Origin of the sequence: Pseudomonas cichorii, assembly GCF_003700275.1 — a bacterium.
Lineage (GTDB): Bacteria > Pseudomonadota > Gammaproteobacteria > Pseudomonadales > Pseudomonadaceae > Aquipseudomonas > Aquipseudomonas cichorii_B.
Map to the genome: position 1 here is coordinate 23,363 of NZ_RBRE01000010.1, position 14,368 is coordinate 37,730.

2 protein-coding genes are annotated in these 14,368 nt (G+C 62.3%); both read left to right on the top strand.

Translation table 11 applies throughout. The features are described 5' to 3' along the window. The first annotated feature begins 38 nt into the window (after positions 1-38). Positions 39-4,853, top strand: a complete 4,815-nt coding sequence (locus ALQ04_RS02145; protein WP_122314208.1) for a non-ribosomal peptide synthetase — start codon at positions 39-41, stop codon at positions 4,851-4,853. A 43-nt stretch (positions 4,854-4,896) separates the two neighbouring features. Beyond that, positions 4,897-14,361 carry a non-ribosomal peptide synthetase gene (locus tag ALQ04_RS02150; protein ID WP_183142085.1) on the top strand — a complete coding sequence of 3,155 codons (9,465 nt, stop codon included), beginning with the start codon at positions 4,897-4,899 and terminating at the stop codon, positions 14,359-14,361. Positions 14,362-14,368: the final 7 nt, after the last annotated feature.

Consider the following 14,368-nt stretch of genomic DNA (forward strand, 5'->3'; position numbering starts at 1 on the left):
GGCGGCTTACTTTGAACAAGCAATGAAAAGGACACCAAATGGATCGCCTGATGCATCGCTGCTGGCTGCGTGGAATTCGCCTGTCTATAGCTGAGGGTCAGTTAACCATTGCGCATGGATCGCAAGACGCCTTGAACGAAGAGCTGGCAGCCGAGCTGCAGGCGCGTGCTCCTGAAGTGCTGCAATGGCTGCAGCAACACCCCGATTATTTCGATGCTCGCCCGCTGACCGATAACGAACAGGCTCTCTGGTTTCTGCAACGCCTGGAGCCTGACAGCTGCGCCTATAACATCGCCTATGCCGGTCGACTCAAGGCGCAGTTCTCCAGCGAGGATTTTCCCCGCCGCCTGCAGGATGCCTGGGCTGCGGTGCAGCAACGCTATCCGATGCTGTGCACTGCCTACGCAGAGCGCGACGGCGAGTTGTTGCAGTGGAGCCATCGCGAAAGGATCCAGCCGTTGCAGTGCGTCACATTGCAGGCTGCGGATGCCGATACTTTGCAGCAACGCATCACTGAACTGGCCGACGCGCCCTTCAATCTGGAAGCCGGTGAGGTCAGCCGGGTCGCGCTGCTCAGCAACTCGCAGGGCCGCACGACCGAACATACCGTGTTGCTGGTCATTCACCACATCGCTGCGGACCTGGTCACGTTCTACACCGTGCTCAACGAGCTGTTCGCGCTGATCAATGACCAGCCGCTGCCGGCGGTCAATCCCGATGCCTATCGCGACTATTGCAGCGACCTGCATATCCGCAGCGAAGCGGCCGAGCCTGCCGAACTGGCATGGTGGCAGTCGCAACTGGCCGATGTGCCAGCGCTGGAATTACCGACCGATTTCGCCTATGGCAGCAATCAGGCCTTCAAGGGCGGCGAGCTGTCGGTGCGCTTCGATCCCGCGACCACTGCGCGGGTGCGTGCCGTGGCCCGTGAGTGGGGTGTCACGCCCTATGTGTTCTGGTTCTCCCTGTTCCAGCAGTATCTGGGCGTGTTGTCCGGACAGGACGACTTTGTCCTCGGAACGCCCAGCGGCTGGCGCTTGCGCCGCGAACACCTCACCTTGCCGGGTTACCTGGTCAATCCATTGCCGATCCGTTGCCGACTGCGCCGCGAGCTGTCCAGCGGCGAGTGGGCCAGAGAAGTGGATGCCACCGTCAAGCAAGCCCTGCAGCATCGCCATTATCCGTTCTCGCGCCTGGTCAAACAGCTCGATCTGCCACGGCAGATGGGTAGGGCGCCGCTGTTCCAGCATATGTTCACCCTCAACAAGGAACGTATCGCGCCTTTCGAGCAGTATGTCGACCGGCTGCTGTCGGAACAGCGCGGCGCGGCCCACGAACTGAATATGGTGATCATCGACGAAGAGCAAGGCTTTCTTTGTCGCTGGCGCTACAGCAAGGCGCTGTACCAGCACGCAACCATCGAGCGTTACCGCGACCAGTTCGTCGCGCTGGTACTGGCGGCCCTCGAACAGCCCGCAGTACCGTTCGCCGAACTGGACTGGCTGGCCACCGAGCAGCAGTCGTTGCTCAAGGGCGAAGACCTGCCGACCGCGACCAGCAATGCCTGGCAGGCATTCACTCGGCAATGTGTGCACAAACCCCAGGCCATTGCGCTGCAGGACGAGCAGGGCACCCTCAGCTATGCCGAGCTGGCCCGCGCGGTGGTTGCCCGCAGCGAGCGACTGCAGGATGGCCAGAGTCTGGCGGGCGAACACATTGCCTTGTGCCTGCCGCGCAGTCGTGAACTGGTGATGCACATGCTCGCGGCCTGGCAATCTGGCGCGACTTATCTGGCCCTCGATCCGCAATGGCCGCAGTCCCGTCAGCAGGATATCTGCGAGGATGCCATGCCCAAGGTCTGGGTCGGCGAGGGCGTACGCCCCGAATGGTTGCCGGAACAGGTCCGCTGGTTATCGTTGCCGTCTGCGCCGCTCTTCAGCGATGCAGCCTTGCATGCGCCACTGGCAGCCGATCTGGCGGCCTACGTGGTCTATACCTCCGGTTCCAGTGGCCGGCCAAAAGGCGTCAAGGTCAGCCAGGGCAACCTGATCCATTACGTCAACGGCTGCCTTGAGCGGCTGAATCTGTCTGCCGATGCCAGTCTTGCCAGCCTGGCCAGTTGCGCTACCGATCTTGGCCATACCGCATTGTTCGGCGCCTTGCTCAGCGGACGCTGCCTGCGTCTGCTGGCCGAAGAGCTGGCTTTCGATGCCGAGGAACTGGCGGCGGTGCTGGAGCGTCAGCCGGTCGACATGCTGAAGATCGTGCCGTCCCATCTCAACGCCTTGCTGGTCGCCAAGGATCCGCAGCGCTTGTTGCCGCGCCAGTGTCTGGTGACCGGCGGTGAAGCCTTGGGTCTCGATCTGGTCAAGCGCCTGCGCGGCCTGCAAGCCGATCTGCGCATCGTCAACCATTACGGTCCCAGCGAAACCACCGTGGGCGTCCTGACCCATGAAGTCGATAGCAGTGGCGCAGCGCCTCTGGGTCGACCGCTTGCCAATATTCAGGTCAGCGTCCGTGCGCCTGATGGCAGAGTTTTGCCGGTCGGGGTCAGTGGCGAGTTGTGCGTTGCAGGTGCGACTGTGGCCCTGGGTTATCTCAGTGCTCCGCAGGCCGATCAGGCGCGTTTTACCGAATACGGTTATCGCACCGGCGACCGGGTACGACTCAATCATCAGGGCCAGGTGGAATTCCTTGGCCGCCTCGATGAGCAGGTCAAGATCCGTGGCTACCGGGTTGAACCGGCCGAGGTTGCTGCACAGTTGCGTGACGTGCCGCAGGTCAGCGATGTCAGCGTGCTGAACATTCCTTCGCCGTTGACCGGCAACCGGCTGGTGGCCTTTCTGGTGGCGCCGTCGGCCGCTCTGGCTGATATTCAGAACGCTCTGCAAACCCGGCTTCCGGACTATATGCAGCCTGCCCAGTGGCACTGCCTCGATGGCTTTGCCTTGCTGGCCAACGGCAAGGTCGACCGTCAGGCCCTGATACGCCTGGCCGAGCAGGCACCAGCGCAGTTGCCTGGCGCAGAGCCGACAGATGCCCAGCCGTTGAATGCGGTCGAAAGTGCCTTGCTGGATATCTGGCGAACCCTGCTCGGCAAACCCGAGCTTGGCCCCGATGACAACTTCTTCGCCCAGGGTGGCGATTCCATTCTCGGTTTGCAGATCATTGCCCTGGCGCGCCAGCAACAGATCCTGATGACCCCCAAGCAATTGTTTGCCGAGCAAAACGTGCGGGCTCTGGCGCGGGTGGCGCAGACACCGCAGCGCAAACTGGAACAGCGCCTGCTGGATATCGCCCGGGAAATCCTCGACAAGCCGGAGTTGAGTGTCGACGACAACTTCTTCACGGCGGGCGGCGATTCGATTCTGAGCCTGCAGATCATCGCCAGGGCCAAGCAGCAACGCCTGCAACTCAAGCCCAAGCAGATCTTCGAGTTTCCCACCGTGCGCGGCTGGGCAGAGCAAGTGGTCGACCTCGGCGCAGCCAATGCGGGCGCTACGCCTGCGGCGCTTGAGCCGACCACGGCATTTGCCCTGACGCCGATTCAGGACTGGTTCTTCGCTCAGCAGCAAGCCGAACCCGAATACTGGAACCAGTCGCTGTTGCTGGCGCTGGACGACGCGCTGGATCAGGCTCGCTTCAGCCAGGCACTGGGCGCGCTGCTGCAGCGACATGCTAGTTTGCGCCTGACCTTTGAAAACACGGAAAACGGCTGGCAACAGCGTTATCAGGCCTTGGCACCCAGCCAGGTGCAAGCACTGCTGCATATTGAGCCGGAACCCTTGAGCGAAGCCTTGCTGCAACGCTGGCAGCAAGGCTTCAGCCTTGACCGCGCACCTCTGGTTCGCTTTGTGTATTTCTCCCGGAGTCGCGAACTGCTCTGCACGGCCCATCACTTGCTGGTCGATGCCGTGTCATGGCAAGTGCTGCTGGAAGAGCTGGAAAGTCTGTACCTGCAACCGAATGCAGCCCTGCCAGCGGTCTCGGCCGGTTTCCATGCCTGGAGCGAAGCCTTGCAGCGCCATCGCAGCGAACCCGAGGTTCTGGCCCAGGTGGATTACTGGCAAGAGCAACTGGTTGCCGAAGGCGCAGCGCTTGAGCAGACCAACCTGTATGGCCAAAGCCGGACGCTGGACACTTCGTTGTCGGTCGAGCAGACGCAATTGCTGCAAGGTGACTGCCATGCGGCCTACGGCACTCAGGTGCAGGATCTGTTGGTGGCCGCGCTGGCCGGTGTCATCGCTCAGTGGCAGGGCCGCGAACGTGTCACCCTCGAACTGGAAAGTCATGGCCGCAGTGGCTGGGAACAGGCCCCGGATCTGTCCCGCTCGGTCGGCTGGCACACCAGCCGCTACCCGCTGGCGGTCAATACCTCATGGGACCTGGAAGCCTCGATCATCGGCGCCAAGGAAGCCTTGCGCCGGGTGCCTGAACAAGGCATCGGTTACGGCCTGCTACGCCTCGATCCGGCACATGCACTGGGCGCGGCGTCGCTGCTGACCTTCAACTATCTGGGTCGGGTCGATCAATGGCTCGGGGCATCGCGACTCTGGCGTCTGGCCAGGCCGATCTGCCCCGGCATGCGCGCCGACACTACCCGCCGCACTCACTGGCTGGATGTGACGGTTCTGGAGAGCGAAGGGCGGCTGCATATCGAATGGCGCTATGCCCCGCAGGTGCATGACCAGGCATTGGTAAACCGCTTGGCGCAGCAGTTCGTGCAGCAGATCGGAGCCTTGCTGGAGCATTGCCTGTCACCTGCAGCTGGCCGCGCCACGGCTTCTGATTTTGCGGACTCTGGCCTGTCCGACGATGAATTCCTGGGGCTGCTCGAACAACTTGAGCAGTGATAACCCCAGCGTCCCATACATTAAAGGTTCGGATACCGTCAGCATGAACGACAAGGTCAAAGCACTTTCGCGCAACATCGAAGCGATTTATCCGCTGGCTCCCATGCAGCAGGGGTTGTTGTTCCACAGCCTGTTGCATCCGGGCAAAGGCATGTATCTGCTGCAATATCGTCATGTCATGGTCATGCCGGACCTCGACCTGGCAGCATTCCGCCAGGCCTGGGCGCAGGTTGTCGAGCGCCATGAGCTGTTGCGCACTTCCTTTGTCTGGAAACAGCAGAAGCGCCCGATGCAGGTGGTACACAAGCAGGTCGAACTGCCGATTACCTATGAAGACTGGTCGCACCTGAGCGAAGCCGAACAGCAGGATCGCCTGGAACAGTTGCTGAGCGAAGAGCGGGTCCAGGGCCTGGACTTCACCAAGGCTCCGCTGATGCGGGTGCGGTTGTACAAGCTGGCGCCCGATACCTATCAGTTCGTGCGCAGCTATCACCATATCCTGATGGATGCCTGGTGTTTCTCGATCATCATGATGGACTTCCTCAACGGCTATCGCGCTGCTCAGGAAGGTCGTCGCCTGAACCTGCCAGCACCGCGTCCGTACCGCGACTTCATTCGCTGGCTGGAAACCCAGAAGCCGGAAGATCATCAGGCGTTCTGGCAACAGCGTCTGGCAGGCTTCGACACGCCCAACCAGTTCGGTTTTGGCCATGTCGGGCGCATTCAGGATGCCGCCGAGCCGGTCGAGGACTGTGTCGAGCATCTGAGTCTTGAACAGACTCAGGCCCTGCAAAATACTGCCGCGCGCCACGGCATTACCCTCAACACCCTGGTGCAGGGCGCATGGGCCTTGCTGCTGGCGCGCTACAGCGGTGATCGCGATCTGGTGTTCGGCATCACGGTGGCCGGGCGTCCGGTGCATCTGCAAGGCATGGAAAGCATCGTCGGCCTGTTCATCAACAGCCTGCCGCTGCGCTGGAGCTGGCGTCCGGACGATGCGCTCGGGCCTTGGCTGAAAGCCCTGCAGACCGAGAACCTGAGCCTGCGCGAGCACGAAAGCGTATCGCTGGCCGAAATCCAGCGCTGGAGCGAGGTGCAGCGTCAGGACCTGTTCCAGAGCCTGTTCGTGTTCGAGAACGCGCCGATTGCTGCCGACTTGCGTCAGGGGCAACTGGACTACCTGATCAGCGATATGGCCAACCGCACCCACACCAACTACCCGGTTACCGTGGTGATCGTGCCGGGCGAACGCCTGCACTTGCAATTGACCTATCAGACCGACTGGTTCCTGCGCGAAGAAATCGAGCAGATGCTGCGCCACTTCCGGGCCTTGCTGCTGAATATGGGCGAAGCCCTGGGCAAGAAGCCGGAAACCCCCTTGCATCATCTGCCGATGCTCGACGAACAGGAAATCGCCCTCCAGCAGCAGGTCTGGGCCGCTGGCGGTCTGGCTGCCGACGAGCAACTGCTGCAACCGCTGTATATCGAGCGTTTACAGCAACAGGTGCGCCAGACTCCCGAGCGGGTTGCGCTTGTCCACGGCGAGCAGAGCCTGACCTTCGACCAGTTGAACCGTGCCGCCAACCGTCTGGCCCGGCATCTGCGGGCTGAGGGCGTGAACTCCGACGACTTGATCGCGGTATTCGACGAGCGTGGCCTGGATCTGGTGGTGATGATTGTCGCTACCCTCAAGGCCGGTGCCGGCTGGCTGCCGCTCGATCCACGCAACCCGCCGCAGCGCCTGGCTCAGGTGCTGCGCCAGAGCCGCACGCCGTTGCTGATTCACAGCGCAGGGCAGGCTGAACTGGCGATGCAGGCGGTGGAACTCCTCGATCAGCCGCTCAAGTCGCTGCGCTACGATCCAGCGCTATTGGGCAGCTACAGCGATGAGGACCTGAACATTGCGGTGCATGACAGCTCGCTGGCCTATTGCATCTTCACCTCCGGCTCCACCGGTACGCCCAAAGGGGCGATGGTGGCCCAGGCCGGCATGCTCAACAATATTCTCGGCAAACTGCCGGGGCTTGGCCTCGATGCCAACGATGTGATTGCCCAGACCGCGCCGCAGTGTTTCGACATTTCGGTCTGGCAAACCCTGGCCGGCATGGTGCTGGGGGCGCGTACCGTGATCCTCGGCGATTGCATCGTGCAGAATCCCGATGACCTGACGGCAGCCATCGAGCGCCACGGCATCAGCATTCTGGAAGCGGTGCCATCGTTAATGCAAAGCCTGCTCGACAGCGGGCTCGATCGTTCAGCCCTGCGCTGGGTGCTGGCCACCGGCGAGGCGTTGCCACCGGCACTGGCGCGGCGCTGGTTCGAGCGCTATCCGGCGATTCCGCTGATGAACGCCTACGGTCCGGCCGAGTGCTCCGATGACGTAGCTTTCCATCCGTTGCTTGAGCGTTTGCCGGAACAGCGCATCAACGTGCCGATCGGGCGCGCGACTCTCAATAACCGTTTGTACTTGCTCAATGCCGACCTGCAGCCGATCCCGGCCGGTGCGGTCGGGGAAATCTTCGTCGCCGGTGTCGGCGTCGGGCGTGGCTACATGGCCGATCCGGCACGTACGGCAGCAGTGTTCCTGCCGGATCCGATTGCCAATGACGGCAGCCGTATCTATCGCACTGGCGATCTGGCGCGTTTCCTGCCCAATGGCGACCTGGAATATGTCGGACGCACCGACCATCAGGTCAAGATCCGTGGTCACCGTATCGAGCTGGACGAAATCGAAGCCTGCCTGACCCGCTATCCCGGCGTGCGCGAGGCGGTGGTGGTGGCCCGCGATGACCAGCAGCGTTCCAAGGTGCTGGTGGCCTATGTGGTGGCCGATAGCGCACCGGGCATCGAGGCGTTGCGCGAGCATGTGCTGGGCAATCTGCCGCCGTACATGATTCCCAGCGCCTTCATGTTCCTGGAGCGTTTCCCGCTCAATGGCAACGGCAAGATCGACCGCAAGTCATTGCCCGAGCCGGATTTTGCCGCACAAAGCCTGGCCCGTTATGTCGCACCGAGCAGCGAGCTGCAAGGCCAGATGGTCGAAGCCTGGCAAAGCGTGCTGGGCCTCGATCAGGTCGGTGTCGAAGACAACTTCTTTGAGCTGGGCGGCCACTCGCTGCTGGCCACGCAACTGATCGGCCTGATCGGCAAGCTCAGCGGCAAGGACCTGCCATTGCGCGTGGTATTCGAGCGGCCGACCATCGCTGGCATGGCGGACTGGCTGGAAAACCGCAGCGATAGCGCCCAGTCGTCACCGACTCTGTTGCCGCGCCCTGCGAAACTGCCGTTGTCGTTTGCCCAGCAGCGTTTGTGGTTCCTGCAGCAGCTTGACCCGCAAAGCCCGGCCTACAACCTGGCGGGCGCGGTACGCCTGACCGGTGAGTTGCACATCGCTGACCTGCACGCTGCCTTGCAAAGCGTGCTCGACCAGCATGAAGTACTTCGCACCGGGTTTGTTGACCAGGCTGAAGGACCGAGCCAGGTGATTCTGGCCCGTAGCGAACTCGATCTGCCCGTGATCGATGTCGCAGACGAACAGGCGTTGCACGCACTGCTGCGCCAGGACGCAATGACGCCGTTCTCGCTGGAGACTGCGCCGTTACTGCGCGCCAGACTCTATCGCCTGGCCCCGGAAGCCTTTGTCCTGTCGCTGAACTGCCATCACATCGTTGCCGATGGCTGGTCGCTGCAATTGATCATCGATGGCCTGTGCAAGCAATACCGCAACCGGCGCCAGGGCCTGACCGAGCAGCCTTTGGCCGCTTCAATGCAGTACGCCGACTACGCGCTGTGGCAGCAGCAATGGATGAGCAGCAAGGCCTGTGAACAGGAACTTGGCTTCTGGCGCGAGCAACTGGCCGGTGAACTGCCAGTGCTGGAACTGGCCGCAGACTTTCCACGTCCAGCCCAGGCCAGCCAGAGCGGCGGACGTGTCGAGTGCCGTCTGCCTGATGAACTGACCACCCGCTTGCGTGCTTTCAGTGCCGCTCACGGCTGGAGCAATTTCATTCCTCTGCTGACCACCTTCCAGTTGTTGCTGCGCAGTCGTAGCGGCGAAGACGACATTATTGTCGGGGTTCCGGTTGCCAACCGACATCATGCGGTGTTGCAGCCGCTGGTCGGCTGCTTCGTCAACACGCTGGTGTATCGCAGGAAATTCTCGGGCGAGCGCAATCTGCTGCAACTGATGAACGAGCTGCAGAGTTTGTCGGTGTCGGTGCAGTCGCATCAGGACCTGCCATTCGATTATCTGATTGAACAGCTCGGCGTGGCGCGGCAAGTCAGTTACAACCCGTTGTTCCAGGTCATGTTCAACTACTTCCCGGGCAATGCCCTGGAGCGTTTCGAGCTGACCGATGTGATCGCCGAACCGCTGGACAACCGTCCGGACAGCGCCTTGTGCGATCTGCACCTCGACGTGCGTGACAGCGAGCATGGCATCAGCCTGAGCCTGCAATACAGCAGCGACCTGTTCCGCGAACAGACCGTGCAGATCATGGCCGACCAGTATCTGGCGCTGCTCGAAGCACTGCTCGAACAACCCGCACAGGCGTTGGGCGAGCTGCAATGGCAACCTGCCGAACGCGCGCTGGCACGCCTCGATGGCATTGGCGTTGAGGGCCATCAGGATATTCTCCAGGCCTTTGCGCGTCAGGTTGCGCAACAGCCACAAGCGATTGCCGTGCTGGCAGGTGAGCAACGCCTGAGCTATGCCGAACTGGACCGGGCCGCCGAGCAACTGGCGGCGACCTTGCAGGCCCATGGTGTTGGCCGCGAAGACCGGGTGGCCTTCAGCTTGCCCCGCGATGCCCGGCTGCCGATGACCATGCTGGCGATTCTCAAGGCCGGTGCCGCCTATGTGCCGCTGGCTGAAGATACGCCTGCGGACCGTGGGCGCTACATTCTGCAAGCAGCGCAACCCGGTTTGTGCCTCGGCACCGCTACCAGCCTTGCCGCATTGCGCGACTGGAACAGCGGCGTGCCGCTACTGGACATTGATGCAGTCAATACCGGCGAGACACTTCGTGCCCCGGTGTGCACGGCCGATCAACTCGCCTACGTGCTGTATACCTCCGGCTCCACTGGCCAGCCCAAAGGCGTGGCGATCAGCCGCGGCAACCTGATGAACCTGATGCTGGCGGTCGAGCAGGTGTTGCCGCTCAGCGCCAATGACCGGGTGCTGGCATTGACCACCGCGACCTTCGACATTGCCATTGTCGAACTGCTGCTGCCTCTGGCGCATGGCGCGAGCATTTTGCTGGCCGACCGTGAACAGGCGCGCGACCCGCAGGCCATCGATCAACTGTTGCTGGATGCGCAACCGACCGTGATGCAAGCCACGCCTGCAACCTGGCGGATGCTGGTAGCGCATACCTCGCGCAACTGGCAGGGCGTGCGGGCCATTTCCGGTGGTGAAGCCTTGCCGTGCGCACTGGCCGAAGCCATGGAGGGCAGGGGAGCCCGAGTCATCAACGGCTACGGGCCGACCGAGGCGACGGTCTACAGCACCTTCGAGGTGCGCACTGGCAACGAAAGCGGCGTTGAAGTGCCGATCGGCCAGCCGGTGGCCAATACTGCTGCTTATGTTCTGGATGCCGACTTGCAGCCAGTGCCCGCCGGGGTTCCCGGTGAGCTGTATCTGGCCGGGGCCAACCTTGGGCGTGGCTACTTTGCTGCGCCGCGCCTGACCGCTGCCGCGTTCCTGCCGGATCCGTTCGTGGCCGGTGCACGCATGTATCGCACCGGTGACCGGGTTCGCCGCAACGCCAATGGCAGCCTGGATTACCTCGGACGCCTGGACTTCCAGGTCAAGTTGCGCGGCTTCCGCATCGAACTGGGTGAAATCGAAGCGTTGCTGGCGCGTATTTCCGGGGTTCGCGAAGCGGCTGTGGTGTTGCTGGGTAACGGCGAAGCGGCGCGACTGGTGGGTTACTACGCCGGCGAGCCACTGGATGAAACGCTGTTGCGCGAAACCCTCGGCGCACAATTGCCGGACTACATGCTGCCAGGCCAGTTTGTGCATCTGCCAACCCTGCCGTTGAGCCCGAGCGGCAAGGTCGACCGCAAGGCGTTACCAGAGCCACTGCAACGCGATGGCCAACGCAGTGCACTTTCCGGCAAGTGGGAGCAGGAACTGGCCAGGCTCTGGGAAGAATTGCTGGGTTGCAGCGATATCGGTGCCGAGGACAATTTCTTTGCCCTGGGTGGTCATTCGTTGCTGGCAGCGCGTCTGGTGGCGCGAATTGCCGAGCAACATGGTCGCCGTCTGCCGCTGCGTACCTTGTTCGAGCAACCGGTGCTGCGCGATCTGGCGGCGCAACTGGCCGCTAGCAGCGTTGAGTCGGAAGGCATCCTGCGCACTTTCGAGGAGCCGTTGGCGCCGTTGCATTTCACTCAGCAGCGCCTGTGGTTCCTGGATCGTCTGCAAGGCGATACCCAGGCTTATCACCTGTCGCTGGCCTTGCGTCTGGACGGTGTTCTGCAACCGGCAGTGCTGGAACAGGCCCTGAACCAGTTGATCGGCCGTCAGCACAGTCTGCGTACGGTATTCAGCGAAACGCCTGAGGGCGCCCGTCAGCGGGTCGAGGATCAGGCGGCGGTATTGCTGGACATCGAGCCGCTGGAAGGCGACGAACATTCGCCGGCTTTCGCGCAGAAACTGAGCCAGGAAGCGCAGCGCAGCTTCGATCTCACGGCCTCGCCACTGTTCCGGGTGCGTATCTATCAGGGCCAGAGTCGCAGTGTGCTGCAGGTCACCCTGCACCACATCATCGCCGATGCACGCTCGCTGGAGATTTTCTTCAATGAGCTGCAACTGATCTATCAGGCGCTTGTGCAAGGCAGCAATGTTTGCCTGCCGCAACTGCCGCTGCAGTTCTCCGATGTGGCCGCCAGCTGGCAAGGTCCGGCCGGACAGGCGTTGATCGAATCGCAGCTGGAATACTGGCGTCAGACCCTGGCAGGCGAACCACCGGTGCTCAACCTGCCGACCGACTTGCCACGTCCTGCGGAGCAAGGCTACAAGGGCCAGCGTCTGCGCTTCAATTTGCCCGCCACGTTGGTCAGGCAATTGCGCAACACTGCGCAACAGCACGGACTGACTGCTTTCGCCCCGTTGCTGGCGGCCTGGAAAACCCTGCTGGCGCGGCACTCGGGGCAGCGTGAAGTCTGGATCGGCCTGCCGGTCGCCCATCGGCACCAGGCGCATACCGATAATCTGATCGGCTATTTCGCCACCACTCAGGTGCTGCGCAGCCAGATTGATCCGCTGCAACCGGTCGAGCAGTTCTGGCAGCAACTGCAAGCCAGCCATCTGGCGGCACAGCAGCATGCCGATGTGCCTTTCGAGCGTCTTGTGGAAGCATTGCAAGTGCGCCGCGACCTCAGCCATACACCGCTGTTCCAGGCCTTGTTCAACCTGATCCAGCGCGATGTCGGCGCCGCGATCGAGCAAAGCTTCGCCGGTTTGCCGGTGCAGCGTCTGAATGTCGAAAGCGACAGCGCCCTGGTGGATATCGGCCTGCACATCGAGCAGCACGGTGACGACTGGCATTGCGTGCTGGAGTACAACACCGACCTGTTCCTGGCCAGCACCGCGCAGCGCTATGCCGATGAATACCGCTATCTGCTCGAAGGCATGCTCAGGCAGCCTGAAGCGCGGCTTTGGGACATTGATCTGGCCAATGCCGATCATGCTCTGGACCAACGCCCATGGAACCTGCCAGCCCAGACCTTGCAGGGTGAAGTGGACCTGATTGCGCGCTTCGAGCGGCAAGTGGCCCTGAGCCCCGAGGCTCTGGCTGTAGATTGCCAGGATCAGCAACTGAGCTATGCGCAACTCAATGCCCGCAGCAACCAGCTGGCTCACTGGCTGCGTGCCCGGAAGGTGGGCACGGACGATCTGGTTGCCGTATGCCTGACCCGCGGTCCATGGCTGCTGCCAACCCTGTTGGCGGTTCACAAGGCCGGTGCCGCGTACCTGCCACTGGACCCGCAACACCCGGCCGACCGCCTGCGCTTTATCATCGACCATGCGCGGCCAGCGCTGGTACTCAGCGAAAGCCTGTGCGGCAATGCCTTGAGCGGCGTCGATAACGTTCTGCTCGATCAACTCGAACTGGACGATTACAGCTACGAGAACCTGACACTGGCGGTGCATCCGCAGCAACGCGCCTATGTCATCTACACCTCGGGTTCGACCGGCACTCCGAAAGGCGTGCAGGTCAGTCGCGACAACCTGAGCAACCTGCTGGCCGGGCTCGATGCGCAGTTGCCACTGGATAACAGGGATGTATGGCTGGCCAGTACCACTTACGCCTTCGATATGTGCAAGCCGGAGCTGTTCCTGCCACTGGTCAATGGCGCGGCGATCCTGCTGGCGCGCCGCGAGCAGGTGGTCGATGGTCATCAGTTGTTCGCCTTGCTGCGCCGCGCCACGGTGTTCCAGGCCACGCCGGCCGGCTGGCAGATCCTGCTGGAAACCGGTCACGCCGACTGGCCAGCGATACGCGGCCTGATCGGTGGCGAAGCGGTTCCGGGTGAACTGGTCACCGAACTGCGCAGCCGTGGCGTACAACTGATCAATGCCTATGGCCCGACCGAAACCACGGTCTGGTCGACAACCCAGGCGTTGCAGGAAGTGCCGAGCGGAGTTGCCGACATTGGCGCGCCGCTGCTCAACACCCGCTGCTATGTGCTCGACGAGATGTTGCGTCCGGTGCCGCTGGGTACTACCGGTGAGCTGTATATCGCCGGTTCCGGGGTTACCCGTGGCTATCAGCATGCCGCGACCATCACGGCCTCGGCCTATCTGCCGGACCCGTATGCCGGCCAACCCGGCAGCCGCATGTACCGCACCGGCGACCTGGTGCGTCGCCGCAATGACGGGCGACTGGCCTATGTCGGTCGCAGCGACTTCCAGGTCAAGGTCCGCGGTTTCCGTATCGAGCCCGGCGAAATCGAGTCGCTGTTGCGCCGTTATCCGGGCGTGGAAGAGGCGGTGGTAATGATCGATGCCCGTAGTCAGAGCCTGTTCGCCTGGCTGCAGGCACCGAATCCGGTGGATCAGGCAGCCTTGCGTCAGCATCTGGAAGGCGTGTTGCCGGGCTACATGATTCCAGCGGGTTTCATCGAGCAGCCGCGCTTTGCCCTGAATGCCAACGGCAAGATCGACCGCAAGAGCCTGCCGGCACCGCAGCCGGTCGCCATCGAGGGTGTGGCGCCGCGTAACGAACTGGAGCAGCAACTGGCCGAAATCTGGCAGGAGCTGCTGGAAGTGCCGCAGGTCGGGGTGTTCAACAGCTTCTTTGAACTGGGCGGCCATTCGTTACTGGCGATGCGTCTGATGACCCAGGTCGAGAAGCGCTTCGGAATCAAGATCGAGTTGCGCAGCCTGTTTCACAACCCGACGATTGCCGCGCTTGCCGAGCAGATCGAAAAACCCCAAGGGCCTTCGACGGATGAAGCCCTGGACGAAATGCAGCGTCTGTTATCAGAGATGGAAGAGTAAGGATGAG